Below are 26053 nucleotides of genomic sequence, written 5' to 3'. Positions count from 1 at the left end.
GAGGGCATCGAGTTCGACGACGTCGCGACACCGGGACCGCCCTCGACCCCGTCGTCGAGCTGAGTGACGACCGGCTCGTCCGAGTTCACCAACGCCAGCCACGCATCCGCCCCCACCACCGGCTCACACCGGTCGGGCAACTGGCGCCACACAGATTCCGGGACGAACCGGCTGCGCGGAACGGCCTCGAACACCCGCCGCCACCGGCCGGTCAGCAGCCCACGATCGGCCAACTCCTGTACCAGGGCCGGGTAGACGGGTGCCCGGTGTGCGGCGCTCACCACTGCGGGAGGCACTGAGGGCGACTGCCGTCCGGAGTCGGCTTCGGCTCCTGGGGAGGCGTCCACGGCTTGTCCGACGGCGGCCCACCATGCTTGCCGGCATCGGCCACTACGGGGGTAGTGATCATCGTCCATCTCCTCTGTTCTTCGGAACATTTCGATTGGCGGGGCGGTGGTGCAGCCGGTAGATCCCGTACGGCGGAAAGAGGTCGACGCGGAGCGGCCAGCCACTCTCGGCACACGCCCGGCACAGCAGGTCCCGGCCGTGAGCGGTGTGCCGGGCGGCGGTCACCGGGGAACGCCAACACGCCTCACAGGTACGCACATCCACAGCCGACAGGCTGACGCTCATCCGGCCTCCCGGAGAGCGGTGGCCGCCGCATGGCACGGGCAGACACAGTCCGGACGCAGGCAGAGGGCGTGCACATCGGCGAGACCGGTCACCGAGGCACTGCGGCAAGCAACGCCGTACGGACCGTCCGCCCCCGCCGACAACCCATCCAGATCAGCCACCGCCCCCGGAGGCACATCAACGGCCGTGATCGGGTCACCCCGCCACAACAAGGTCACCTCATGCTGCGGGCAGTGAGCGCCGGTGGCGCCCTCGACCGGCACCTCGTGCGCGTCCCCTTCCGCGTAGCACCTCACCCGCGTCGGGCCTCCCGCCAGGCACGACCAAGGTGGACAGCGGCCGGACAGAAGATTCCGGCACGGCAGGTGGAGCAGCACTGAGTGTGGGCGAGCCAGACCCTGTACGCGGTGTCGCCACCCTCGCACCGACTGCTTCTCCCGGAGCTTGCCCCGCCATGTGGCCGGGTGATGCTCCGCCCTTTAACCAGCTCGGGGATGGTCATTTCAGTCTCCTCAACTACCTGTCTGGCACGGACGGGTAGAGCATGGAGGCAGGGGCTGGTCATGACTGCTACGGCTTGTAGCAGCAAGGGGCGTGGTTCAGACCGCTCCGACCCAGTGGGCGAAGCGCGTCAGACTCTCGGAGTCGGAGCGATGGAAGCGACGTAGGTTCCGGGCGACCTCGCGCGCCCAAGGATGCTCGCGCGTGTGCTGAGGTGCCGCAGCACGTGCCATCCGGAGGCTGGTGAAGGCCTCTACGGGGCGGCCTGCCCAATCCTGAGCCCTGGCGAGTTCGATGTAGAACCCGCTGCGGCGCTCGGCCGGCAGATCAATGCCCGGTGCCCATGCGGCAGCGGCGCGGAGAGCCCGGTCGGCGTGGCCAGGTCCGAGGCTGACCGCGACGGACACTTCGTGGATGCGCACACTTTCAGGCCCGAAGGCCGTGCCCAGGTAGCAGCCCTCTCGGCCGACTTGCCTGCTCAGCTGTCGGGCGTGGGCCAGGTGAGTGTCGGTCGCCCCTACGTTCTGGGCGCGACTCGCGATCACTGCGGCCCTCATGTGGAGTGCGCCGCGAGCGGCTGCCTGCGTGCCCCCGTCCGGTGGCGGAGCGGCCTCGATGGCCTGCTCCAGCGCTACCAGGCCGGCAGCGTGAGCGCGGGCGGCGAAGAACGTCTCGGCGCGAACGTATGAGGCGGTCGCCTGGACGAGAGGGTCTGCAGCGCGGTCGGCTGCCCAGCGCATCAGGTCGATGAGGCGCGCGGAGAGGTCGTGTGCCCCGTGCTTGTAGGCGACGGCATCGGCGGTTCGAGCAGCGGAGGCCAGCATCCGCGCGGCATCCTGGTGTTCGGCACCGGACGCAGTATGGACGTACCGAATCGCATCGGTCAGCAGACCAGGGATGACGGTGGCGATCCGGCCGTACTGGGCGGCGAGACGCCAGCCCACCGCCGTGGTGATCCCAGCGGCCAGCTCTTCCGGCCCACGCGTCGGTGGGCCCAGAGCCAGGTCATAACCAGCGATCGCTTCCGACAGGGCAGGCAGCGCCTGGTGAACACGTCGCTTCGTGCCGACGTGATCCGTGTGCAGACGCGTGACGTCCACCTCAAGGGCGTCCGCGATCGCTTCGAGCACCTCGTCGCTGGGGCGGCGGGCACCTCGCTCGACGGCGCGAACCATGGCGTAGGACACATGGGAGGCCGCCGCAAGTGCGATTTGGGTGTATCGGCGTGCACGGCGGCAGGCGGCGATCCGCCTGCCGATCTCCTGCGGGCTGTCGGAAGACACCCACTGACCGTACGCGCGCGATGACGTTGTGGAACCTGATTCCTCTACTTCTTCTCGGCGATCGCGATGAGCTCTGTGAGCGACTGGATCACCCAGTCGGCAGTCGCGTGCACTTGGTCGTCGGTGCCCCATAGGTTCCCCCAGGGGCCGCGGCGGATGTGTACGGTGCGGAGCCCGGCCCTGGCTGCGGGGAACGTGTCGTTCGCGGGGTGATCACCGACGTACACGGCGTCTGTCGCGGGAACACCGGCCGCATCCACAGCCTTTGCGAAGAACTCCGGTGAAGGTTTGGCGCAGCCCCACTCCGCGGAGGTCGCGACGAGATCGGCGGGCAGGTCGAGCGCCCGGAGCAACTCACCCGCGCGCACGGTCTGGTTGCCGGCGACGACGACGCGCATCCCGAGTTGGCGGAGCTTCGCAAGCGTGGGGCGGACGTCTTCGTACAGGTCGGACTCATCGAGGTACTCACCTCGTCCGGCTGCCTCGCGGGCGGAGTATTCGGCCGGAATGTCGATGCCCGGCTTCACCAGCTTCAGTGCTTCGGAGTTGTCGAGCCCTTGGGCGGTCACGGCGCCGACAAGGGCGGACAGGGTATGTCTGGGCGTGCCGAGCCAGTCGGCCCAGGAACCCCAGTAGCGGTCGTCGCGGACGAGAGTCTCGCCTATGTCGAACACGAACGTCTTCACACGTCGAGCCTAGGGGCGACGGTCAGGCACCGCGACATCCTCTCGCCCATGGGCCATTCGGGCTTCGGGACGGTCGGGTCACTCTTGCGGGGGACGCGGGCGGGGCACCGGCCCTAAGCTCGGGTGCCGGGACCTGGGATGCGGGATGCGGGATCCGAGGTTCGAGCGCCTTCTGTGACCGGTAGGCAGGCGACTCCCTGAAATCCCGAACACGACGACGAACGCCCCTCCTCATACAGAGAACGAGATACCGCACACGTCCGGGGAAGGGCAGAATCACCCCCGTACACGCCCAGCTCCAAGCCAGAACGGCTTTCCATAACGGGGAGATATGTCCGTTTCTCAAGAAGTGGGTAAAACCAGCCCCTCGGCCGCATAAACCCACAGGTCACGAACTACGGTCCCCGCGCACGCGGGGGTGGTTGCCAACTGCCCCGATGACCGACACGCCCGGCACCACGGTCCCCGCGCACGCGGGGGTGGTTGCCTCGGCGGCGTTGTTCATGGGCGAACTGCTGGACGGTCCCCGCGCACGCGGGGGTGGTTGAGCGACTCACGTACGTCACCGTCCGGATCCGACTCGTCAAAGCGCTGGGGCTGCCTGGCGGTGACCGGGCGAGCGCGTCCCGAAGCTCGGGTCCCGAGCCCTGAGCTTCGGGCTTCGGGGCGGCCGGGTCACTCTTCCGGGGGTACGTGAATGAGACCCCGGCCCGAAGCTCGGGGACCAAGACTCGGGCTTCGGGATGCGGGACCCGGGGTTCGAGCTCCCTCTTTAACCGGTAGGTAGAAGAAGAGGGTTGGGAAAACCTCCCCCACCTCCCTACCCCGTAACGGTCAGCAAGTATGACTAATCGTGACGGCTTGCGGCGCAGCGTCACGACTGCTTACGGTGCGAGAACCAAACGACCCCGACCGGTGTTGCCACACCGGGCCGGGGTCTTACCGCAAGATCGATAACCCAGAAAGCCGATCCCGTGGCTACCCAGCACACTAGCTCCGCCCTGCCCGCTCCCGCACGCTCCACCGCGTACCCGATGGCCAAGCCCGGCTACGGCAAACGCTCCGCACCGGACCAACAGGCCCGCACGCCCCACGACTTCGCTCTTCTCCCCGCCCGCGAGCGGTACGTCGCCGGATTCGTCGACCACCTCCCCGAGGGCGCGGCGATGAGCGTGAAGATGCTGGCGAAGCAGCTCCCGCTCTACGGCCAGCAGGCCATCTCCACCTCCCTGAACGCCCTGTCCGTCGCCGGGCACCTGCGGCGCGTCCGGTGTCCGGTCGGTGCCGGGGACGAGACGCGCTGGGTCTTCCGCACCTTCTGGTCCCGTACCGCACGCGACAACGAGTGGTGGAACGCGTACCTCGCCACCGAGCAGGCCGTCCTGGCCGTAGCCCCCGTACCGGAGGCGTCGGCCCTCGACACGGCACCGCCGCCGCCTTGGGTCCCGGCCGAGGAGCCGCCGCCTCCGCCCGATCCGGAGCGCCCCGACACCGAACAGGCTCCCGAACCCACCGCCGTACCGCAGCAACGCACCCCGGCCCAGGCCCCGGACACCGAGCCCGAGCCGCCAACGCCGCCCGCCCCGGCCACCGTTCACGCGACGCCCCACGCCGTCGAAGCCGGCCCCGCCTACCTCGCGCTCGCCCGTCTCGGCCGCGACGACCACCGCCTCGCACTCTCCGCCGACGACTGCGCCGCCCTGGAAGCACAGGCGGCGGAGTGGCTCGCCCGAGGCGTGAGCGTCGACTACCTGACCAGCGCCCTGACCGCAGGGCTCCCCGCCCAGGTCGACAGCCCCCTCGGCTTCGTCCGCCGCCGCCTCACCGACAAGATGCCGCCCCGGCTCCCCACCGAGAACACTCAACCCGCCACCCCCGCCGCCCCAAGCCGCCGCATCCTCCTCGTGGAATGCACCGACTGCGGACGCCCCGGGCGGCCGGAAGCGCTCCCCGACGGCCTCTGCCGCTCCTGCCGCTTCGCCCACTCAGCGGACGAAGGGAACTCGATCCGCCCCGCCGAGATCGCCGACGTCAAAGCACACATGAGCAACCTCCGCGACCTGCTCAAACCCGTCTGACCTCGCCTCGGTGAGCAGGCATGACAAAGAGTCCTGGCGCACGGAAGCCAGCAGGCGGCACGTGGCCGGTCAGCGCACCAGCAGGTCGATCACGCCCGACAGGTCCTCCTCGCCACTGCCCTCGGCCAGGCGGCGCCGCATCAGCTCGAAGTAGGGGCTGAGCAGTTCGGGGCTGACCCCCTGCTGTGCGGCGGTGTCCAGAAAGGTCGGCGTGCCGGCCACCTGCATGCCGAGGTTGGAGACGACGCCCTTGGTGTAGTCACCGCTCCGCAGCTGGTCGGCGGTCTGGTGGACCGACGGGGCCATCGCGACGAGCCAGTCGGCGAGCAGCGGGGCGAGCGCCGCCGGGTCGATGTCCTCCTTGCGGATCAGGGCGAAGGCATGCGCGGCCCCGGCGAACATTCCGTACATGGCGCTGAGCAGGGCCACGTCGTGCAGGGCCGCGAATCCGGCGTCCTCGCCGACGTAGGTGGTGCCGACCGGGACGCCCAGCGTCTGCCGGTGTCGCTCGAACAGCTCCGGCGAGCCGCTGTAGAAGACGTAGCCGCCGGCCTCCGGGACTCCGATCATGGGCGGGACGGCCATGATCCCGCCGTCCAGGTAGCGGGCGCCACGCTCACGGGCCCACTCGGCGCGGGCGCGGGCCTGGGCAGGGGTGCTGGTGGTCAGGTTGACCAGGTCCTTGCCGGCCAGGTCGGTGCCCGCCAGCGCCTCGGCGACCGAGGCGTCGTCCAACAGGCAGACGACGACGAGGGTGTTCGCCGCGACCGCTTCGGTGACGGTGTCCGCGACCTCTGCCCCCTCGGCGGCGAGCGCCGCGGCGCGGGCCGGGGAGCGGTTCCAGACGGTGAGCGGGTGGCCTGCGGCAAGCCAGGTACGGGCCAGTGCGGCGCCCATCGCGCCGAGGCCCAGCAGGGTGACGGGGGTCTTCTCAACAGTGTTCTTTGCCATGCGGATCATGCTGGTCGCAGGCCTGCGGGCGATCAAGTACGCACTCATTAGTGGGTGGTTACCCCGAGGTGAGCAAACACGTCGGAGCCCTGCGGCAGGACTCCCGTCCGCTGATCCTCGTGAGCCGTGGACCGGGGGCGTGACCCTCCGGCCTGACCGGCTCGGAGAGTGAGCCGGTCAGGCCGGGCGGCTCAGAGTGCGAGCCGGTCAGGACGGGCGGTTCAGGAGTCGAGGATCCATTTCCCGCACGACGTCTGCGAGATCCACTGGTGGGAGCTGATCCCGTTGTCGACGCCCGCTCCGCTGCTGAACGTGAAGCCGCTGAGGTCGCTCATGTACTTCTCGCCCTTCGTGAGGCAGGTGTAGCCGCCGCCCCAGTCCTTTCCGGTCCCGTTGATGACCTGTACGGCCAGCCCGGATGTGCCCTTGTGCAGGATCGACTGGGCGTTGTTGGTGTCGCCGCCCTGGAACGGTCCGGAGCTGTTGCCCCAGTCCGAGTCCCAGCTCGTGGTCTTGCCCAGGTAGCCGCTGCAGTGGTCGCCGGAGTAGGCGTAGAAGTAGCCGCCCAGGGCCGTCTGGTAGGCCCGGTTGCAGGTGTCGGACGCTTGCGCCCCTCCGGCGGGAAGGACAACGCCGAGGCCGGCGAGTGCCAGGGTGGCGGCCGTGGCCAGGGTCTTGCGCATGGTGCATCACTCCTTGTGTGTTCGGGTGCTGTGCGGAACCCACGGCACGGGGCCGCGGAAGTCGTTGTCAGCGGGGCGTCAGCCCCGGTCGCTCGGTCAGGCAGTCGCTCGGTCAGGCGGTCGCGCCGGTGATGTCCTCGGCCCGTGCGAGAGCGGCGAGGCCCATCCGCCGGTGCGCGGCGACGTCGTCGCCGTACATCGCAAGGAGGGGGGAGCGGTACTCGGCGGTCAGCGCCCGCAGGGTCGCGGCCAGTGGCGTACGCGTCGCGCAGCGGGCCTCGGTGACGGCCAAGCCGCTCTCGACGGCGAACGCCTGGGCGGTGGTCAGCCCTTCGGTGAGCGAGGGAAGGCCGTCGCGGACCGACGGCGGGTCGGCGTAGTCGTGGCCCGCTTCCCGCATGCACGCGGACCACGCCTCCAACGCCTTCGCGGTGCGACCGTCCTCGACGACCTCCGCCGCGTAGAGGCGGGCCAGGTGGGTGACGGTCTTGTCCGACCGGTACCAGGTCTCGAAGTCGCCGTACAGCCGGCCTTTCGCATCCGACAGGCAGCTGTCCCGTGGGATGCCGACGGTTCCCCCGCCGGGCAGTTCGGCCGTCACCGTGCCGTTCGACGCGTCCCCTTCGAGCGCCTTGGTGTAGCGAGCGCGTTCGTCCTCGGGGAGCGCGTTGGCATAGGCGTGGTTCGGGTCGTCGCGCTGCAACCGCTGGAGCCTCTCACGGACCCGGCTCCCGAACCCGTTGCGCTTCGCCCAGGCGGCGTCGGTCAGCACGTAACCTCCGCCCCGCAGATCGTCGGGCGACGGCAGGACACCGGCCCAGTAGCGGAAGTCGGCCTCCGCCATACACTCCTTCACCAACAGCTGCTCCGCGCGCTGCACCAGAAGCTCTTCCGCGGCGGACAGTTCCCGTCCGGTGACCTGCGCCGCAACCGCCGGGTGGGCGCGCTCCGGCGCGGTACCGGCGTCCGCGTCGCAGCCGGCGAGGAAGGCCGCCATGGCCGCCACCCCGGCGCACGTGGACACGTACACCCTCTTCATCGCCGCTCCCCCCGATACGGCGCCGGTACCTCGGCGCCTTTCCGTCGCCGGGGTGCACGACCGGAGTCGAGTCCTGGAAGTCCGGAACTCGACTCCGGTCGGGTCCCCCGTCCACGGGAAGAATCGCGCAGGTGGCAGTGGCCCGGCCATGCTGTTGCGGCTCACCGCAAAAGCCGAGCCACCGAGGGAGGAAGCAGATGCTCCGCTTGTGTTCCGGCGGAGCCGGCCCGCGCGGGGCAGGGGTTGTACGCACCGATGGATGGCGCGGTATCAGGCCTGTCGTAGGGTTCCGGTCCATGACCGCCGAACCTGAGTTCCTGAACGCCACTCGGTCCTCGTACGACGCCATGGCCCCCGGCTACGCCGAGCACGCCCGGGGCGAGTTGGCGGCCAAGCCTCTGGAGCGTGCGCTGTTGGGTGCGTTCGCCGAACTCGCGGCGACCGCTGGCGGCGGCCTCCCGGTGGCCGATGTCGGCTGCGGGACGGGCCGGGTGACCGCTCACCTGCACGGACTGGGCCTGGGGCTGGACGTGTTCGGGATCGACCTCTCCCCTCGGATGGTCGCCGTGGCGCGGGAGGAGCACCCGGGCCTGCGCTTCGAGGAGGGCTCCATGCTCGACCTCGGGCTGCCGGACGCCTCGCTGGGCGGGCTGCTCGCCTGGTACTCGACGATCCACGTCCCGGACGAGGAACTGCCTGGCGTCTTCGCGGAGTTCCACCGCGTCCTGGCCCCGGGGGCGCACGTACAGCTGGGCTTCCAGGTCGGGGACGAGCCGCTGCGGCTGACGGAGGCGTGGGGCATGGAGATCTCGCTCGACTGCCACCGGCGGCAGCCGGAGCGGATCGCCGGGCTGCTGCGGGACGCGGGCCTGGAGGTGATGTCCCGGGTGTGGCGGGAGCGGGACACGGACGGGCCGTTCCCGGAGCGGGCGCCGCAGGGGTTCGTGCTGGCGCGGAGGCCGCCCGCGGTCTTGGGTCTCTGATCCCGGCTGTCGTCCCCTGCCCTGCCCGCCCCTGCCCTGCCCGGCTCTGACTGCTGACCGGCCCGGGCGGGCGGGGTGTCGCCCCACCGGCTCACTCAGGATGCGAAGTGACCCGTGGTGACCAGACTGGTCACCATGGCAGACCAACGTTCAGCGCGCGCCGAACGCTCCTCCCCGGGGACTCGGAAGAAGCCCTCGGCCAGGAAGGGGCCCGAGCACGCGGCCCGCGCCGCCTGTCAGAGCCTGGAATCGCTGATCAGCCACCCGGCCGAGGGCGTCTCCGCGATCCGACGATCCGACGACGACGGCTGGTGCGTCGTCGTGGACGTCCTCGAAGTGCCCCGCATCCCGGACACGACCAGTCTCCTCGCCTCGTACGAGGTGCGGCTCGACGGCGCCTGCGAACTCGTGGAGTACACCCGGGTCCGCCGCTACCGGCGCGGTGCCGCCGACGAGTGACCCCACTGCGTCCGACAGCTGGAAGGACCCCCATGACGACCACCACCTACGTCGACGGCGCCGCTCCGTGCCCGCCCCGCGCAGGCACGCTCTACGACGTGCTGGAGCTCATTCTCGACCGGGGCATGGTGATCGACGTATTCGTACGCGTCTCCCTGGTCGGCATCGAGATCCTCAAGATCGACGCACGCATAGTCGTGGCGAGTGTCGACACCTACCTGCGCTTCGCCGAGGCGTGCAACCGTCTCGACCTCGAACGTGACTCCGGCAGCACCACCGTCCCCGAGCTGCTCGGCGGCTCCGCCGCCCGCTCCATCGGCAAGCGGAAGGTGCGCAAGGCCGCGGAGTCCGTCGGCGACACCGTACGCAAGGCGGTCGGGGCCGGCGGCCACGACGATGACGACGAGTACGACGATTACGACGAGGAAGAGGCGGAGGAACGACCGGCGCGCCCGAAGAAGCGTCGCGCCCCCGCCCGCAGCAGCAGCGGCAGCGGCGGCACGAGCCGTCGCCGCAGGGCAGAGGCCTGACGTGCGCGTGGACGGCCCGGGGACGGGCCAGGCCGCCGGAACGGGGCTGTACGTGTACGCGGTCGTCCGGGCCGGGACGCCGCTGCCCGGGAAGTCCGCGGGCGTCGGCAGCCCGCCCGCCCCGCTGCGGAAGGTCGCCGTGGGCCCGGTGGCCGCCGTCGTCAGCGCCGCCCCCGCGCAGCTGCGGGCCCGGCGGCGTGATCTGCTGGCTCACCAGGAACTCCTGACGCGTCTGGCGGACAGCGGACCGGTCCTGCCGATGCGCTTCGGCATGGTCGCACCGGACGACGACGCGCTGCGCGCCCAGCTGACCGGGGCGCAGGCGGGCCACCTCGCCGCCCTGGACCGGGTCGCCGGGCACATCGAGATGAACGTCAAGGCCCTGCTGGCCCATGACTCCCTCGCCGCACTGGTGGCGGGGGACGCGACCGTACGGCGGCTGCGCGAGGAAACCCGCCGGCGGCCCGGGTACGAGGCCAATGTGCGCCTGGGGGCGGCTGTCGCGTCCGCCCTGGCGCGCCGGGCGGACGCGGCGGGACGGCGGGCGCTGCGCGATCTGGCTCCGATGGCCCGGGCGACGGCCGGGGGCCCCGAGGTTCCCGGCTGCGCGCTCAACGTGTCGTTCCTCGTAGCGCGGGCAGACAGCGACCGGTTCCGCGCGACGGCCGATCGCTTCGCGGCGGCCCACCGCGACCACGTCGAACTCCGCCTCGCGGGGCCGCTGCCCTGCTACAGCTTCGTCGACGCCGGCAGCACGAGGCCGCCCGCGCCGGTCGGTGGAGGCTGACGATGGGGCTGATCTCCGGACTGCTGATGCTCCCCCTGGCACCCGCCCGGGGCGTGGTGTGGGTCGCGGAGCGGTTGCAGGACGCCGCCGAGCGCGAACTCTACGACCCCGGGGTGATCCGCGCGCAGCTGGCGGCCCTCAACCAGGAGCTCGACGAGGGGCACATCGGGCTGGACGAGTTCGAGGCAGAAGAGGAAAGGCTGCTCGACCGGATGTACGCCGCGCAGACCGGCAGGACACCGACGACAGAAGGTGACAGACATGGATGACCAGTCAAAGGTGGCGCTCGCAGCCGCCGTAGTGGGTGGATATGTGCTGGGCCGGACGAAGAAGGGCCGGGTCGCGCTGAGCGTCGCGACCTATCTGGCGGGGCGCCGGTTCGGACTCGAACCCCGCCAGCTGGCGGCCGAAGGGATGCGCAGGCTCGGTGAGGTGCCGCAAGTCGCCGAGTTGCAAGAGCAGTTGCGGGGCGAGGTCCTCGACGCGGGACGCCAGGCGGTGACGGCCGCCGCCAACCGCTCCATGGCCTCCCTGGCGGACGCCATCGGCGACCGGACGGCCCGGCTCACGGCGGCTGCGCCGGACGACGAGGCGGACGAAGAGGACGAGGACGAGGGCGAGTACGAGGACGAGGGGCCCGAGGAAGAGCCGGAAGGCGAGGACGAGGAGGAGGACGAAGAGGAGCCCGAAGAGGAGGAGTACGAGGACGAGGAGCCGGAAGAGGAGGAGCCCGAAGAGGAGGAGCCGGAAGAGGAGGAGCCGGAAGAGGAAGACGAGGAAGAAGAGCCCGAAGAGCCCGAAGGGGAAGAAGAGGAAGAAGAGGAAGAGGCGGCCCCGCCGCAGCCGTCCCGGGCGAGGAAGTCCCCGGCCAGGAAGGCGGCCCCGTCCAGGAAGTCGGCGGAGAAGAAGGCAGCCCCCGCCAAGAAGGCCTCCGCCAAGAAGGCTCCGGCGAAGAAGGCCCCCGCCAAGAAGGCTCCGGCGAAGAAGGCTTCAGCCAAGAAGGCTGCTCCGGCCAAGAAGGCGGCTCAGGCCAAGAAGACGTCAGCGAAGAAGACCGCTCCGGCCAAGAAGTCTGCCGCCAAGAAGTCCGCAGCCAAGAAGTCCGCCCCTCAGAAGTCTGCCGCGAAGAAGACAGCGACGTCGAAGCGGTCAGCATCCAAGCGCGCCGATCGCCGGAGGTAGTCAGCCATGGCAACGACGGACAAGGACGAATCCGAGGCTCCGGCGGAGTCGGGTGTCGGCCGCATCAAGGAAGAGCTGTCGAAATTCGCCGGTGCTCAGGTGCAGCAGCTCGCCGAGAAGGCAGGCAGCAAACTCTCCGATCTCACGGGCCAGTTGACCGACGCAGCCGAGAACGGCGGCTCCCTGCCCGCCATCGGTTCTCGCGTGCTCCAGGGCGAATCCCCGGTGAAGGCGTTCGTCTCGGAGAAGGCCAAGGGCGCGAAGGACGCGGTGGTGGACAAGGCGAAGAGCGCGTTCGGCGGGGGCGGCGGCAAGGGCAACCGCAAGGCCGGCGGCGGCAAGTTCATGAACATCATCGAAGTGATCGACGTCGGTGTGCCGCTGCGCACCGCCTACGACGCCTGGACGCAGTACGAAGAGTTCAGCGGCTTCATGAAGGGCGTCCAGAGCGTCTCCAAGGGCGAGGACGAGGAAAGTGACTGGAAGGTCAAGGTCGGCCCCTCCACGCGCAGCTTCAAGGCCACGGTGCAGGAGCAGGTGCCTGACGACCGGATCGTCTGGACCTCCGAGGGTGCCAAGGGCAGCACGCGCGGAGCCATCAGCTTCCATGAGCTGGCCCCGAACCTCACCCGCATCGTGCTGGTCATGGAGTACTACCCGTCCGGGTTCTTCGAGAAGACGGGCAACCTCTGGCGCGCCCAGGGCCGTCGCGTACGGCTGGACTTCAAGCACTTCCAGCGCTACGTGAGCCTCACCGAAGAAGAGCCCGAGGGGTGGCGCGGCGAGATCCGCGACGGCGAGGTCGTGGTCAGCCACGAGGAGGCCGTCGAGCGCGAGGAGGCGGAAGAGTCCGAGGACGAGGGGGACCAGGACGAGGACGAGGGGTACGGCGAGGAGGAGCCTGAGGACGGGGAGGAGGACGAGGAAGAGGAGCCTGAGGACGGGGAGGAGGACGAGGAAGAGGACTACGACGAGGAGGAAGAGGACGAGCCTGACGAAGACGAAGACGAAGACGAAGACGAAGACGAAGACGAAGACGAAGACGAAGACGAAGACGACGAGGACGAGGACGAGGACGAGGACGAGGACGAGGAAGAGCCGGAGGAGCCGCCCGCCAAGAAGCGCGCGAGCCGCAGGCGCCGGTCCGGGGCCTCGCGGTGACCGACCTCGACTTCCGGCAGGGAGGGCCGCCGGCCAACGGCCCTCAGACCACCAACCTCGCCGACATCCTCGAACGCGTCCTGGACAAGGGCATCGTCATCGCCGGGGACATCAAGATCGACCTTCTCGACATCGAACTCCTCACCATCCGGCTCCGCCTCTTCGTGGCATCCGTCGACACCGCGAAGAAGGCGGGCATCGACTGGTGGGAGACCGATCCCGCCCTCAGCTCCCGGGCCTCGCGCAACGCCCTGGAGGACGAGAACCGCCGACTGCGGGAACGCCTCCAGGCCCTCGAACCAGGAACGGACACGGACACGGACACGGACGCGGACGAGAACCCCGGCCCGCGCCCGAACCGGAGCGCTGACAGAAACGACAGCAAGGAGACCGGGCAGAGATGACGCATCACGCCCACCGGGACCGGGCTCCGGGCGCCGGTGTCACGTACGTGTTCGCCGTCTGCCGGGGCGCCCGTGCCACGCACACGGCCGACGTCACCGGCCTGGTCGGCATGCCCGGTGGTGCGGCCGTCCGGCTGCTGCCCTCCGGACCGCTGACCGCTGTGGTCCAGACCGTCCCGGCCGCCGACTTCACGGACGAGGTCTGGCAGTCGCGACTCTCCGACCCGCGTGAGATCGAGCGGTACGCCCGGGCCCACCACGAGGTCGTGTCCGCCGCGGCCGCGCACGGGCCCGCCGTACCGCTGCCCCTCGCCACGCTCTACCACGACGACGACCGGGCCCGCCGTGCTCTCGACGACGAGTCACCCCGCTTCCACCGGGTGCTGAAGCACATCGCGCACCACGCCGAGTGGGGCGTGAAGGTGTACGAGCCCGCGACGGCCCCCGAGGAAACGGAACCCGTCACCGCCGGAGGCGGCGGGCGCGAGGTTCCCGCCGGTGCCGGGCTCGCCTACCTGAACCGCAGACGCGGGGTCCAGGAGCGACGCGAGCGGCGCCGGGAACAAGCCCTGTCCGTCGCGGAATCCGTGGACGCCGAACTCCGTGAGCTGGCGACCGCATCCCGCCGGCTCCGTACGCACGGAGCCGTGCCGGGAGGTGACGACCGGGTGCACGTGCTCAATGCCACGTACCTCGTGGCCGAGTACCGGTCGGAGGAACTGGGCGCTCTGGTACGGGGTTTGGGCGAGCGGAACGGGGCGCGGATCGAGCTGACCGGCCCCTGGGTGCCGTACTCCTTCGTCGGGGAGGTGTAGCCGTGGCAGCGGCGGAGCGCGCGGTGGTCCCCTGGGACAGCCCGGAGCCCCTGAGCGGTCCCATCGGAGTGCCGCTGGTGGACCTGCTGGACCGTGTTCTGGCGACCGGTGTCGTCGTCAGCGGGGACCTGGTGATCGCCATCGCCGACGTACCTCTGGTACGGGTGTCACTGCACGCCCTGCTGTCGTCGGTCAGCGAGCGGGTTCCGGCGCCCTGGGCCGACGGGGGGCCGTTGTGACGGGCGCGGGCCGGGCCCCGGGTTCCCGGGTCGATCTGGACTCCGAGCAGATGGGGCGGGACCTGGTGGCCCTGGTCCTCACCGTGGTGGAGCTTCTCCGTCAGCTGATGGAGCGGCAGGCGATCCGCCGGGTCGAACAGGGCGACCTGAGCGACGAGCAGGTCGAGGAGATCGGGACCACGCTCATGCTGCTCGACCAGCGGATGAAAGAGCTCTGCGACCAGCACGGGATGCGGCCCGAGGACCTCAACCTGGACCTCGGACCGCTGGGGACGCTGCTGCCCCGCGACTGAATCCCGGTCCCTCGAATGGCGGATGGTCATGGGCGGGCGGAGAGTGAGTGAGGGGGCCGCACGGGCGGGAGGAGCGCCCGTGGCCATCACTCTCTGCGAGGCGGACATGGTCGACATCGAATCTCGGAGCGGAAACCCGGCGGCGAGCGGCGGGGATCAGGGAAGCGGCGTGCGGGGCAGGACCACCATCGCCGACGGCGTCGTGGCCACCATCGCGGAGATCGCCATCCGCGAGACCGAAGGCGTTCATTCGGTGGGCAAGGGCGCGTCGAAGGCGCTGGGCGCGGTGGCGAGCAAGGTGTCCGGGTCCTCGGGCAGGGGCCGGACCGTGAAGGTCGAGGTGGGCGAGAAGCAGACGGCGATCGACGTCGACGTCGAGGTCGAGTACGGCGTTCCGATCCATGAGCTGGCCGACCGGATCCGCGCGAACGTCGTCGACGCCGTGGAGACGATGACCGGTCTGGAGGTCGTCGAGATCAACATCAACGTCTTCGACGTGCACATCCCGGGCGAGGACGACGAGGACGACTCGGACGATGCCGATTCCGGAAGAGGCGGTTCCCGCGTGCGGTGAGCCCGGGCCAGGGACCCGCGTCCTCAGCGTTTCGAGCGGCCCGCGCGCACGATCTCGTCGACGTTCAGGGAGACCTCGGCGCCGATCGAGGCGGGGAGCGGGGCCTCCTGGCCGGGGGCGTAGACCTCGTGGCGGTCGTAACCGCCGGGGAGCGGCTCGGTCAGGACGTGGACGCGGCCATGTTTGCGGTCGACGATCACGTAGACCGGGACCTTGGCCTGGGCGTAAGCGGTGACCTTGTTGCGGAGGTCGTTCTGGTAGTTCCCGGAGGTGACCTCCAGGACCAGGCGGAAGCAGGCGGGGTCGTAGCAGTTGTTCTCGATCAGGTGCTCGACGAAGTCGGCGTCGACGATCGCCAGATCGGGGATCACATAGTCCTCGGAGCCGCTGGGGAGCCACAGACCGATGCCTTGGAGGACGTCCGACTCCTCGCCGTGGAGACCTGCGGAGAGGAAGGGGATCATGAGCGTGGTCAGTGCTACGGCGTGCGGGCCGTCCGGGGGTGGTGCCACGGTGATGACGCCTCCGATGATCTCGACGCGATGCCCCGGAAGCTGTTCCATGAGACGGTTGGCCGTTTCCAGCAGCGTTTCCGGCTCATCGTCACAGGGGTGCTCGACTGCTGCTGCAGACATTGCGGGCCTCCTGGAATGGGCTGGTGTCGAGAACATCATCGTAGGGCGGGACAGCCGAAGATCGCGTTTCTGGCATATGCCACCCGGTCGAGTGCAGCAGAAACGGCCCGGCACACCGCGTGGGTGCCGGGCCGTCTCCGTACAGCCGTCGAGCCGTGAGCCGGTAGGAGCTTGAGCCGGTAGGAGCTACAGCTTCTCGATCACGTAGTCGACGCACGCCGTCAGCGCCTGGACGTCCGCCGGGTCGATCGCCGGGAACATCGCCACGCGCAGCTGGTTGCGGCCCAGCTTGCGGTACGGCTCGGTGTCCACGATGCCGTTGGCGCGCAGCACCTTGGCGACGGCCGCCGCGTCGATCTCGTCCGCGAAGTCGATCGTGCCGATGACCTGCGAGCGCTTCGCCGGGTCCGTGACGAACGGGGTGGCGTACTTCGACGCGTCGGCCCAGCCGTAGAGGTGGCCCGACGAAGCCGCCGTGCGGCCCGTCGTGAAGTCCAGGCCGCCCTGGGTGTTCATCCACTTCAACTGCTCGTTCAGCAGGAAGAGGGTGGAGAGCGCCGGGGTGTTGTACGTCTGGTTCTTGAGGGAGTTGTCGATCGCCGTCGGCAGCGAGAAGAACTCCGGGATGTGCCGGCCCGAGGCGTGGATCCGAGCGGCGCGCTCCAGGGCGGCCGGGGAGAACACGGCGATCCACAGGCCGCCGTCGGAGGCGAAGGACTTCTGCGGGGCGAAGTAGTAGACGTCGGACTCGGTGATGTCGACCGGCAGGCCACCCGCACCGGAGGTGGCGTCCACCAGGACGAGGGTGCCCTCGTCGGCGCCCGCGACGCGCTTGACCGGGGCCGCGACACCGGTGGAGGTCTCGTTGTGGGTGAAGGCGTAGACGTCGACGCCCGCCTCGGCCTTCGGGTCCGGGTGGGTGCCCGGGTCGGAGGCGATCACGGTGGGGTCGGACAGCCAGGGCGCGAGCTTCGCGGCCTTGGCGAACTTCGACGAGAACTCGCCGAAGTTCAGGTGCTGGGACTTCGACTCGATCAGACCGTGCGTCGCGACGTCCCAGAAGGCGGTGGAGCCGCCGTTGCCGAGGACGACCTCGTAACCCTCGGGGAGGGAGAAGAGGCTGCGCACGCCGTCCCGTACCTCGCCGACCAGGTTCTTGACCGGGGCCTGGCGGTGGGACGTACCGAGGAGAGAGGTGCCGGTGGCGGCCAGCGCGTCGAGCGCCTCCGTCCGCACCTTGGAAGGACCGGCGCCGAAGCGTCCGTCGGCGGGCTTGATGTCAGCGGGAATCTGGATGTCGGCCACGGGACGGAGCGTAGTCCCTCGGTGGCACGGCTCAGCAACCGTGTCCGTCGGATGAGACGCGCGCTCCGGCCCGTGGACGTCACCCACGACGGGCGATCAGGAAGCGCGGCCGAACGGGCAGCCCAGCTCCACCGGCAGTTCGTGCAGGTCGTTCTGGGTCACGATCGGTTTGTTGCGCAACTCGGCGGCCGGCACCGCCAGGTCCAGTTCCGGGAACCGCTCGTACAGCGCCGGGAGCGCGATGCCCGCCTCCAGGCGGGAGAGCGCCGCACCCGGGCAGATGTGCGGGCCGTGGCCGAAGGCGATGTGGCGGTTCGGGGTGCGGGTGGCGTCGAACTCGCCGGCCGTCGGGCCGTACTGCTCCTCGTCGCGGCCCAGCGCGCCGAAGGAGACGATCAGCCCCTCGCCCTTCGGCAGGACCTTGTCGCCGACCTCGACGTCCTCCGTCGCGAAGCGGATCAGGACGTGCGAGGTCGGGGTGTTCCAGCGCAGCGTCTCCTCGATCACGCCGTCCCACCCGATCTCCCCCTTCAGCACCTTCTCGCGCTGCTCGGGGTGGGTCGCCAGCGCTTCGACGACGTTGACGATCAGGCTGATCGTGGTCTCGTGCCCGGCCGCGATGATCAGTTGCAGCGTGTTGACGATCTCCTCGTCGGAGAGGTGGTCGCCGTCCTCGGAGGCCGCGATCAGGGCGCTGGTCAGGTCGTCGCCCGGGTTCGCCCGCTTGGAGTCGACGATCTTCGTGAAGAGGGTCCCGAGGTCCGCCATCATCTGCGGGACCTCCTCCGGCGGCGTCTGCGTCGAGAAGAACTTCTCGAACAGCTCCTTCAGCCGGGGGTGGTCCGCCGCGTCCACGCCCATCAGCTCGCTGATCACGTTCATGGGGAGCGGATAGGCGAACTCGGCCTTCAGGTCGACCGGCTGTCCGGCGGGGAGGGCCGCCAGCCTCTCCAGGCTCGCGTCCGTCAGCGCCTCGATCCCGGCGCGCAGCCGCTCCACCCTCTTTACTGTGAGCGCCTGCGCCACCAGCGTACGGAGCCGGCGGTGGTCCGCCCCGTCGACCGTCAGCATCGAGCGGCCCGGGTTGGCCAGGCCGATCAGCGGCCAGTCCATGGGTATCTCGCCGCGCTGCCAGGCGTTCCAGACGTTGATGTCCTTGACCAGGCGGCTGTCGGTGAGGAGCGCGCGGGCCTCCGCGTGGCGGGTGACCGCGTACACGTGTACACCGCCGGGCAGCTCCACCTCGGCCAGCGGGCCGGCGGCCCGCAGCGCGGCGCTCTCGCCGTCGAGGTCGGTGACGAACGGGTCGAGCGCGATGCGGGTCATGCGGGGCCTCCGAAGCTTCCGGGTCTTCCGACGGCGGGGGTGGGTGTGAAGAGCACCAGCAGGTCGGTCAGCCCGCGCAGCCACGGCGACGGCCGGCGGGTGAGCTGCTCGGCGGGGACGGCGAGGTCCACGTCGGGCAGCCGGTCGAGGAGGACCTCGATGCCGGTACGGGCGATGACCTCGGCGGTCTCCTGGGCCGGGAACGGGCAGCGGTGCTCGCCGTGGCCGAAGGAGAGGAAGGCGTTGTTGCCGCCGGTCAGCGTCGAGCCGTCGGTCCGCACCTGCGGGTCGCCGTTGGCGGCGGCGAGACCGAGGAGCAGCAGGTCGCCGGCGCGGATGTGGCGGCCGCCGAGGTGGGTGTCGCGGGCGGCCCAGCGGCCGGCCACGTTCTGGGTGGGGGTGTCCTCCCAGAGAACCTCGTTCATCGCCTCGGCGACGCTGTGCCGGCCGCCCGAGAGCGAGGCGGCGAACCGGTCGTCGGTGAGCATGAGGCGCAGCGAGTTGCCCATCCAGTCGGCGGTCGGCTGGTGGCCGGCCGCCATCATCACCATGAGGTCCTGGGCGACCTCCTCGTCGGTGAAGCCGCCGGGGTCGGCGAGCATCCGGGTGGCGACGTCGTCGCCGGGCCCGGCGTGCTTGTCGGCCAGCAGCTGGAACATCGACGTGGCGAGGTGCTGCTGTCCGGCGAGCGCCCGCTCCCGGCCGTCGATCATGTCGTTGATCGCGCCGACCAGCGGGTGGGCCTTCTCGTCGGAGAAGCCGTAGATCCTGGCCAGTACGAGGGCGGGCAGCAGCTTGGCGTACTCCGCGATGATGTCGACCGAGCCCTTGGTGCAGAACCGGTCGATCAGCTCGTCGGCGAACTCCTCGGCGTACCGCTTCAGGGAGAACGGGTCGACGCCCTCCAGCGCGTTGCTGATCATCATGGCGCGGACGCTGTGGCGCTCGCCGACCGTGTAGAGGATCGAGGGCTGCTTGCGCCCGATCATCGGCAGCAGCGGCCAGTCGTCGGGGATGCGGTCCCACTGGTTCCACAGGTCGGAGTCCCGGCTGAAGAGGACCGGGTCGCCGGTGACCTGGTGCAGTTCGCGGTAGCCGAGGACGAGCCAGGCGGGCACGGAGCCGTCGAGGACGACCGGGGCGATCGCCCCGTGGTCGCGCCGCATGTCCCGGTAGAGCTGGACGGGGTCGCTCTGGAAGCGGGGCCCGGACAGGGGGACGGACCCGTGGGTGACGGGGCAGCCGGAGACAGGGGTCACGGGGCGGGCTCCGGGGTCGGGGCGGCCGCCGCCAGGGCCGCCTCGGGTGCGCGGAGGCGGGCGGCGGAGAGCGCGGCGAGGTGTTCGACGAGCGTGATGAGCACGTACTTGCTGGACGAGCGGTCGCGCGCGTCGCACTCCACCAGCGGCACGTCCTCCGAGAGGTCCAGGGCCTCCCGGATCTGCTGCTCGCTGTGGAGCGGCCCGCCGAAGTCGTTGCACGCCACGATGAACGGTGTGCCGTGGTGCTCCAGGCGGTCGATGGCGTACCAGGAGTCGGCGAGCCGCCGGGTGTCGACGAGGACGACCGCGCCGAGCGTGCCGGAGAACAGCCGGTCCCACAGGAACCAGAAGCGCTCCTGTCCGGGCGCGCCGAAGAGGTACAGCACGGAGCGTGCGTCGAGCGTGATCCGGCCGAAGTCGAACGCCACGGTGGTGGACGACTTGGCCTGGATGCCGTCGAGATGGTCGACGGCCTCGCCCGCGCGGGTCATGGTCTCCTCCGTGTTGAGCGGACGGATCTCGCTCACGGATCGGACCATGGTGGTCTTGCCGACCCCGAAGCCGCCGACGACAACGATCTTCAGTCCGTTGTCGGCCGTCGCGCTCAGGGCGGCGCGGTCAGAGGTTGCGGAGTCCAACGAGCACCTGTTCCAGGATGTCGGGGTCGGGGAGCCGGTCCGCGACACGGGCTGTACGGGGGTGGCGGGCGCTGATCCGGCCGGTGTCGAGCAGGTCGCACAGCATGATGCGGACGATGCTGACCGGCAGGTTCAGGGTCGCGGCTATCTCGACGACGGCGGTGGGGCCCTGGCACATCCGCAGGATCGCGACGTGCTCGGACTGCATCCCGGGGGCCGGGTCGCACTCGGCGACAACGAGCGTCACCAGGTCGAACGCGGCGGAGTCGGAGCGGCTGCGGCCCCCGGTGAGGGTGTACAGCCGGTCCGGGTCCTCGTCGCGGCCCGGCCGGGGGCGGGGTGCCGTCGTCATACGGCCGGGGCTTCGACGGGTTCGCGCGGCGGCGCGACGAGGTGTTCGCCGAGCTGCTCGACGAGCTCGCTCATGTTGTGGCCGACGAGGCCCACGTCGGAGTCCTCGTCGGCGACGACGGCCAGGTGGGCCCCGGCTCCCGCCTCGACGATGAACAGCACGCCGCCGTAGAACTCGGCCATCGCGGACCGTACGCCGCCGGTGCCGTCGCCGAATTCGATGGACGCGCCGTGCGAGAGGCTCTGGATCCCGGCGGAGATCGCGGCCAGCTGGTCGGCCTGGTCGACGGAGAGCTCAGGGGTGCGGCACAGCTTGAGGCCGTCGCGGGAGAGGACGAGGGCGTGGCGGGTACCGGGGGTGCGGTCGAGCAGCCCCTCCAGCAGCCAGTTGAGCTTCTCGTCGGTGGTCGCGGTCATCGGGTGTTGCCTTCCGGGTGCGTGGAGTTGGCCCGTACCGCCTTGCTGAAGGTGCTGAAGCGCACGGCCTGGACCTTCGGGTCGGTGGTGCGGGCCCGGGGGGTGTCGGCTCCGCCGGGGGTGGCGTTGCCGGTACGGGCCTCGGCGGCGGCCAGCGTGCGGCCTCGGCGGCGCTTGGGCAGGCCGCTCTCGCCGAACGCGGGCACGGCGCCCGTGGACTCGGACGCCGAATCCACCGAAGAGCCCGAGGGCTCCGACTCCGCCGCCGGGGTCAGGGGCGTGGAGGCGTCGTCCTCGGTAAGGGACCGGGCCGCGGGGGCGGCGCCGGCGGTGTCCGTTCCGGCGGCCGAGGCGTGCGAGGGCTCCGGCTCGGCGGGGGCGGTGAGGGCGGCCGGGGCGGCGGCCGGGGCCGCCACAGCCTGGGCCGGGACCGTCGCGGTCGTCGCGGTCGGCGCGGTCGGTGCGGGCGGTGCGGTCGCGCGGGAGATGAGGTCCTGGGGGAGCATCATCAGCGCGCCGGTGCCGCCCCGGGCGGACGGCCGGAAGGAGACGGTCAGTCCGTGCTTGCGGGCCAGCCTGCCGACGACGGCGAGCCCGAGGCGGGTGCCGGAGAGGTTGGTGAGGTCCTGGTGGTCGGCGGAGACCGCCTTCTCGGCACGGCGCAGCTGCACCTCGCTCATGACGAGCCCGCTGTCCTCGACGGTGATGACGATGCCCGCCGGGACCTCCTCCACGTACACGTGGACCTCGGCGGTGGGCGGCGAGAAGTTGGCAGCGTTGTCGAGGAGTTCGGCGAGCGCGTGCATGACGCCCTCGGCCGCGTGGCCGGCGATGGCGACATCGCTGGTGGAGTGCAGGCGGACCCGCTGGTAGCTGCCGATCCGGCCCATCGCGCCGCGCAGGATCGACTCCATGACGATCGGCTTCGCCCAGCGCCGGCCGGAGCGGGCCCCGGTCAGCACGGCGATGGAGTCGGCGAGGCGGCCCGCCTGGGCGGTGCGGTGGTCCAGGTGGAGCAGGTCCCCGAGGACGGACTCGTCGGAGTGCCGGTGCTCCATCTCGCGGAGGTCGGCCAGCATGCTGGTGGCCAGCGCCTGCATCCGCCCCGCCGCGTTGGCGCAGGCGGCGACGGCCGCGGAGCGCTCGGTCTCGGCACGGGTGGCACGGGCGGTCAGCCGGTCGACGGAGACGGCCAGCCGGCCCTGCTCGGCGGCGGCGGCCGCGGCGATCCGCTCGTTCTCGGCGCGGGCGTCGGCGACGACCCGGGCGGTCTCGGCGGAGGCGGCGCCCTTGATCCGGGCGGTCTCCGCGGTGAAGCGCTGGGCCTCGACGGCGGAGGCGGAGACCAGGCGCGAGGTTTCGGCGGTGAACCGCTGGGCGTCGGCGGCCCGCAGGGCGCGCAGGGTCCGCGCGGTCCCCAGGGTGTGGACGGTGACGGCCACGCAGACGCTCAGCAGCACGGCGGCTGCGCCCGCGCCCCAGGCCAGCGGAGTCCGTACCGCGTCGGGGGCCGCGGCGACGCCCCACAGGGTCAGCGTGCCGGTTGCGGCTGCCGAGATCAGCAGGGCGAGTGCGGTGGGCCGGTGTGAGGGGCGCAATCGGAGTCCTCGGTGGCGGACGGTGCGGGACGGTATGAGGCGGTGCGAGGTGGTGCGAGACGCTGCGAGGTGGTGCGAGGTGGTGCGAGACGCTGCGAGGTGGTGCGAACCGGGTGAAATCGACTAGTCGAATTCAGGACAGTTCGGCACGGTTATAGGCGATCCGGCACAACTGGAGCTGCCAATTCCTGCGCAAGTCTTGGTCACTATAGGAGACTTGACGGTCTGTTTGGGAAGATCTTGTGGGCTTTTTTGTACTGCTTACGTGCTTTGATCCTGGCGCATACCAAGAGTTCACCTGACGCGACGGCATGCTGAGACCATGGCCGAACAGCATCGACCGCATACCGACACTCGACCGGCGACTCCCCGGGCGGCTTCCCCGGCTTTCGTCGCTGCCCTCCGCTCCGCCGTACGCGGCACGAGCGACTTCGGGGCCGCCGCACGTGCGCTGACGACGATGGACGCCTCCAACTACCGCCGGGTGCCGCTCGGCGTGCTCGCCCCGCGCGACGCCGACGACATCGCCGCCGCCCTGGCCGTCTGCCGCGAGCACGAGGTGCCGGTGGTGGCGCGCGGCGGCGGCACCTCCATCGCCGGACAGGCCACCGGAACCGGACTCGTCCTCGACCTCACCCGCCATCTGCGCACGATCCTCGACCTGGACCCCGCCGCCCGCACCGCCGTCGTCCAGCCCGGCGTGATCCTGGACGACCTGCGGGCCGCCGCCGCACCCCACGGCCTGACCTTCGGCCCCGACCCCTCCACCCACAGCCGCTGCACCCTTGGCGGGATGATCGGCAACAACTCCTGCGGCGCCCACTCGGTGGCCTGGGGCACGACGGCGGACAACGTGCGGAAGCTGTCGGTCGTCCGGTACGGGGGCGAGACCCTGCACCTGGAACAGGGGAACGGCGAGGGGCCCGAGGGCGTCGGAGCGCTCGTCGCCGCCCATCTCGCCCTCCTGCGCACCGGCTACCCCGGCCTCCCGCGCCGCATCTCCGGGTACGCGCTCGACGCCCTGCTTCCCGAACACCCCGGCGGCCCCGACCCGGTCCGGGCGTTCTGCGGCAGCGAGGGCACCCTCGGCGTCGTCACCGAGGCCACCGTCCGCCTGGTCGAGGCCCCGCGCGCCCGCGCCCTGGCGGTCCTCGGGTACGCCGACGAGTCCGCCGCCGCCGACGCCGCCCCGGGCCTCCTCCCGTACCGGCCGCTCACCGTCGAGGGCATGGCCGCCGACCTCGTCACCCGCTCCGTCGGGCTGCCGCGCGGGGCCGCCTGGCTGTTCGTCGAGACCGGCGGCGACACCCCGGCCGAGGCGCGCGCACACGCCGAACGCGTCCTGCGCGCCGCCGACGCGGTGGACGGCACGGTCGTCACGGACCCGGCCGGGCAGCGGGCCCTGTGGCGGATCCGTGAGGACGCCGCCGGAACCGCCACCCGGATGCCCGACGGCACCGAGGCCTGGCCCGGGTGGGAGGACTGCGCGGTGCCGCCCGCCCGGCTCGGCGCGTACCTCCGCGACTTCCGGACCCTCCTCGCCGAACACGGCCTGCGCGGCGCCCCTTACGGCCACTTCGGCGAAGGCTGCGTCCACGTCCGCATCGACTTCGACCTGATGACCGACGCCGGGGTGGCCCGCTTCCGCCGGTTCTCCGAGGAGACGGCCTCTCTCGTCGTCGCGCACGGCGGCTCCCTCAGCGGCGAGCACGGCGACGGCCAGGCGCGCGCGGAACTGCTGCCCCGGATGTACGGGGACGAACTCGTCGCCCTCTTCCACCGGTTCAAGGACCTGTGGGACCCGGACGGCGGCCTGAACCCCGGCATCCTCGCCCGCCCGGCCCGCCTCGACGAGAACCTTCGCTTCGCGGTCCTCCCGAAACGCCCGGTGGACGTGGAGTTCGGCTACCCGCAGGACGGCGGGGACTTCGCGGGCGCCGTCCGCCGCTGCGTCGGCGTCGCCAAGTGCCGTACGACCGAGGCGAGCGGCGCGGGCGTCATGTGCCCGTCGTTCCGGGCGACCGGCGAGGAGGCCCACTCGACCCGGGGCCGGGCCCGGCTGCTCCACGAGATGCTCGCGGGCGAGGTCATCACGGACGGCTGGCGCAGCGAGGAGGTCCGGGACGCGCTTGACCTGTGCCTCTCCTGCAAGGGCTGCCGCAGCGACTGCCCCGTGGGCGTCGACATGGCCACGTACAAGGCGGAGTTCCTGCACCACCACTACCGGGGCCGGCTCCGCCCCGCCGCCCACTACGCGATGGGCCGGCTCCCGCAGTGGCTGCGCCTGACCGCCCCCTTCGCCCGGCCCCTCAACGCGCTGGCCCGGCTGCGCCCCCTCGCCGCGCTCGCGAAACGGCTGGCCGGGATCGCGCCCGAGCGCACGATCCCGGTGCTCGCGACGGAGACGTACAGCCGGTGGCTGCGCCGCCGCCGGGGGAAGGAGACCCGGCGCCTCTCCTCGGACCGGGTGGTGGCGCTCTGGGCGGACACCTTCACCGAGCACCTCACCCCGCAGGTGGGCCGGGCGGCGGTCCGGGTCCTGGAGGAGGCGACAGGGCGCACGGTGCTGCCGCCCCCGCGCGGTCTGTGCTGCGGCCTCACCTACGTGTCCACGGGGCAGCTCGACGCGGCCCGCCGCGTGATGCGCCGCACCCTGGACCGGCTCCGCCTCCCGCCGGGCCACCCGCTCGTCGTCCTCGAACCGAGCTGCGCCGCGACGCTCCGCACCGACCTGCCCGAACTGCTCCCCGACGACCCGCACGCCGCCGAACTGGCCGCTTCGGTGCGGACGTTCGCCCAGTATCTGGAGGAGTACGCCCCCGACTGGACCCCGCCCCGCCTGGACCGCCCGGCCGCCGGCCAGACGCACTGCCACCAGCACGCGGTCCTCGGCGACGCGGCGGAACGCGGGCTGCGCGAACGGATGGGCCTCACCGGCGAACTCAGCGGCGGCTGCTGCGGGCTCGCCGGGAACTTCGGCTTCGAGAAGGGCCACTGGGAGGTGTCCGTCGCCTGCGCGGAGGAGCGGCTGCTCCCCGCCGTACGGAACGCGGAACCCGGTACGGAACTCCTCGCGGACGGCTTCTCCTGCCGTACGCAGCTCGACCAGCTGGCCGGGCGGCGCGCCCGGCACCTGGCGGAGGTCGTCGCGGAGGCCATCGAGGAGGCGGCTGCGACGGCCGTCGACGAGGGGCCGGGGGGCAGCGCGTAGGCCCCGGCCCGGGGCCCGGCGTAGGCCCC

The 26053-nt window shown here is 71.2% G+C and carries 27 protein-coding genes and 1 pseudogene; 14 read left to right on the top strand and 14 right to left on the bottom strand.

What is annotated here, in order from left to right:
* From D581_RS1000000142435 to D581_RS0135625, 3 genes and pseudogenes are all read right to left on the bottom strand, one after another.
* Positions 1-296: pseudogene (locus D581_RS1000000142435) on the bottom strand (methyltransferase domain-containing protein); the annotation flags it as partial.
* 936 nt (positions 297-1232) lie between these two features.
* Positions 1233-2417: a helix-turn-helix domain-containing protein gene (locus D581_RS0135630; protein ID WP_026291205.1), complete on the bottom strand. Its 1185-nt coding sequence runs from the start codon at positions 2415-2417 to the stop codon at positions 1233-1235.
* A 44-nt stretch (positions 2418-2461) separates the two neighbouring features.
* Positions 2462-3103 (bottom strand): HAD family hydrolase, encoded by a 642-nt coding sequence (locus D581_RS0135625; protein WP_018961891.1) that lies wholly within the window; start codon positions 3101-3103, stop codon positions 2462-2464.
* A gap of 1034 nt (positions 3104-4137) precedes the next feature.
* On the opposite strand from D581_RS0135625, the gene D581_RS0135620 reads away from it, so the two are divergent.
* Complete coding sequence (locus D581_RS0135620) at positions 4138-5181, top strand: hypothetical protein (RefSeq protein WP_018961890.1); 1044 nt, start codon at positions 4138-4140, stop codon at positions 5179-5181.
* Between the two features lie 69 nt (positions 5182-5250).
* Here D581_RS0135620 and D581_RS0135615 read toward each other — a convergent pair whose 3' ends face one another.
* From D581_RS0135615 to D581_RS0135605, 3 genes are all read right to left on the bottom strand, one after another.
* On the bottom strand, positions 5251-6132 hold the full coding sequence (locus D581_RS0135615) for an imine reductase family protein (protein ID WP_026291204.1): 882 nt from the start codon (positions 6130-6132) through the stop codon (positions 5251-5253).
* A 221-nt stretch (positions 6133-6353) separates the two neighbouring features.
* The gene (locus D581_RS0135610; protein WP_018961888.1) at positions 6354-6815 is read right to left on the bottom strand and encodes a hypothetical protein; all 462 of its coding nucleotides are present in this window, start codon (positions 6813-6815) and stop codon (positions 6354-6356) included.
* Between the two features lie 112 nt (positions 6816-6927).
* Positions 6928-7854 (bottom strand): hypothetical protein, encoded by a 927-nt coding sequence (locus tag D581_RS0135605; protein ID WP_018961887.1) that lies wholly within the window; start codon positions 7852-7854, stop codon positions 6928-6930.
* Positions 7855-8150: 296 nt separating this feature from the next.
* Between D581_RS0135605 and D581_RS0135600 the strand changes: the two genes are divergently transcribed.
* The 12 genes from D581_RS0135600 to D581_RS0135545 all read left to right on the top strand — a co-directional run bounded on the left by D581_RS0135600 (position 8151) and on the right by D581_RS0135545 (position 15281).
* Positions 8151-8837 carry a class I SAM-dependent methyltransferase gene (locus D581_RS0135600; protein WP_018961886.1) on the top strand — a complete coding sequence of 229 codons (687 nt, stop codon included), beginning with the start codon at positions 8151-8153 and terminating at the stop codon, positions 8835-8837.
* Between the two features lie 135 nt (positions 8838-8972).
* Positions 8973-9296, top strand: a complete 324-nt coding sequence (locus D581_RS0135595; RefSeq protein WP_026291203.1) for a gas vesicle protein GvpO — start codon at positions 8973-8975, stop codon at positions 9294-9296.
* Between the two features lie 32 nt (positions 9297-9328).
* On the top strand, positions 9329-9826 hold the full coding sequence (gene gvpJ, locus D581_RS0135590) for a gas vesicle protein GvpJ (protein WP_018961884.1): 498 nt from the start codon (positions 9329-9331) through the stop codon (positions 9824-9826).
* Position 9827: 1 nt separating this feature from the next.
* Positions 9828-10613: a GvpL/GvpF family gas vesicle protein gene (locus D581_RS0135585; RefSeq protein WP_026291202.1), complete on the top strand. Its 786-nt coding sequence runs from the start codon at positions 9828-9830 to the stop codon at positions 10611-10613.
* 2 nt (positions 10614-10615) lie between these two features.
* Positions 10616-10882: a gas vesicle protein GvpG gene (locus D581_RS0135580; RefSeq protein ID WP_018961882.1), complete on the top strand. Its 267-nt coding sequence runs from the start codon at positions 10616-10618 to the stop codon at positions 10880-10882.
* Positions 10875-11795 carry a hypothetical protein gene (locus D581_RS1000000141490; RefSeq protein ID WP_026291201.1) on the top strand — a complete coding sequence of 307 codons (921 nt, stop codon included), beginning with the start codon at positions 10875-10877 and terminating at the stop codon, positions 11793-11795. The genes D581_RS0135580 and D581_RS1000000141490 overlap by 8 nt, the downstream gene beginning before the upstream one ends.
* A gap of 6 nt (positions 11796-11801) precedes the next feature.
* The gene (locus tag D581_RS0135570; RefSeq protein WP_020679274.1) at positions 11802-12956 is read left to right on the top strand and encodes an SRPBCC family protein; all 1155 of its coding nucleotides are present in this window, start codon (positions 11802-11804) and stop codon (positions 12954-12956) included.
* On the top strand, positions 12953-13360 hold the full coding sequence (locus tag D581_RS0135565; protein WP_018961880.1) for a gas vesicle protein: 408 nt from the start codon (positions 12953-12955) through the stop codon (positions 13358-13360). Before D581_RS0135570 ends, D581_RS0135565 begins: the two co-directional genes overlap by 4 nt.
* Positions 13357-14175, top strand: coding sequence for a GvpL/GvpF family gas vesicle protein (locus D581_RS0135560; protein ID WP_018961879.1), 819 nt, complete (start codon positions 13357-13359; stop codon positions 14173-14175). Before D581_RS0135565 ends, D581_RS0135560 begins: the two co-directional genes overlap by 4 nt.
* 2 nt (positions 14176-14177) lie before the next feature.
* Positions 14178-14414 carry a gas vesicle protein gene (locus D581_RS0135555; protein ID WP_003967217.1) on the top strand — a complete coding sequence of 79 codons (237 nt, stop codon included), beginning with the start codon at positions 14178-14180 and terminating at the stop codon, positions 14412-14414.
* A complete protein-coding gene (locus tag D581_RS0135550; RefSeq protein WP_018961877.1) occupies positions 14411-14707 on the top strand; it encodes a gas vesicle protein K in 297 nt (98 codons plus the stop codon). Before D581_RS0135555 ends, D581_RS0135550 begins: the two co-directional genes overlap by 4 nt.
* A 106-nt stretch (positions 14708-14813) precedes the next feature.
* A complete protein-coding gene (locus tag D581_RS0135545) occupies positions 14814-15281 on the top strand; it encodes an Asp23/Gls24 family envelope stress response protein (RefSeq protein WP_026291200.1) in 468 nt (155 codons plus the stop codon).
* Positions 15282-15304: 23 nt separating this feature from the next.
* Here D581_RS0135545 and D581_RS0135540 read toward each other — a convergent pair whose 3' ends face one another.
* The 8 genes from D581_RS0135540 to D581_RS0135505 all read right to left on the bottom strand — a co-directional run bounded on the left by D581_RS0135540 (position 15305) and on the right by D581_RS0135505 (position 22813).
* Positions 15305-15916, bottom strand: a complete 612-nt coding sequence (locus D581_RS0135540) for a Uma2 family endonuclease (protein ID WP_026291199.1) — start codon at positions 15914-15916, stop codon at positions 15305-15307.
* 186 nt (positions 15917-16102) lie between these two features.
* The gene (serC, locus tag D581_RS0135535; RefSeq protein ID WP_018961874.1) at positions 16103-17221 is read right to left on the bottom strand and encodes a phosphoserine transaminase; all 1119 of its coding nucleotides are present in this window, start codon (positions 17219-17221) and stop codon (positions 16103-16105) included.
* A 96-nt stretch (positions 17222-17317) separates the two neighbouring features.
* Positions 17318-18547: a cytochrome P450 gene (locus D581_RS0135530; protein ID WP_018961873.1), complete on the bottom strand. Its 1230-nt coding sequence runs from the start codon at positions 18545-18547 to the stop codon at positions 17318-17320.
* Positions 18544-19806, bottom strand: a complete 1263-nt coding sequence (locus D581_RS0135525) for a cytochrome P450 (protein WP_018961872.1) — start codon at positions 19804-19806, stop codon at positions 18544-18546. Before D581_RS0135525 ends, D581_RS0135530 begins: the two co-directional genes overlap by 4 nt.
* The gene (locus tag D581_RS0135520; protein ID WP_018961871.1) at positions 19803-20447 is read right to left on the bottom strand and encodes a GTP-binding protein; all 645 of its coding nucleotides are present in this window, start codon (positions 20445-20447) and stop codon (positions 19803-19805) included. The genes D581_RS0135525 and D581_RS0135520 overlap by 4 nt, the downstream gene beginning before the upstream one ends.
* Positions 20428-20799, bottom strand: a complete 372-nt coding sequence (locus tag D581_RS0135515) for a DUF742 domain-containing protein (protein ID WP_003967208.1) — start codon at positions 20797-20799, stop codon at positions 20428-20430. Before D581_RS0135515 ends, D581_RS0135520 begins: the two co-directional genes overlap by 20 nt.
* Positions 20796-21215, bottom strand: coding sequence for a roadblock/LC7 domain-containing protein (locus D581_RS0135510; RefSeq protein ID WP_018961870.1), 420 nt, complete (start codon positions 21213-21215; stop codon positions 20796-20798). Before D581_RS0135510 ends, D581_RS0135515 begins: the two co-directional genes overlap by 4 nt.
* A complete protein-coding gene (locus D581_RS0135505; protein WP_018961869.1) occupies positions 21212-22813 on the bottom strand; it encodes an ATP-binding protein in 1602 nt (533 codons plus the stop codon). Before D581_RS0135505 ends, D581_RS0135510 begins: the two co-directional genes overlap by 4 nt.
* 322 nt (positions 22814-23135) lie before the next feature.
* Between D581_RS0135505 and D581_RS0135500 the strand changes: the two genes are divergently transcribed.
* Positions 23136-26024, top strand: coding sequence for an FAD-binding and (Fe-S)-binding domain-containing protein (locus tag D581_RS0135500; protein ID WP_026291198.1), 2889 nt, complete (start codon positions 23136-23138; stop codon positions 26022-26024).
* Positions 26025-26053: the final 29 nt, after the last annotated feature.

It is taken from the genome of Streptomyces sp. CNB091, assembly GCF_000377965.1.
This window is presented reverse-complemented; position numbering and strand designations above follow the sequence as displayed.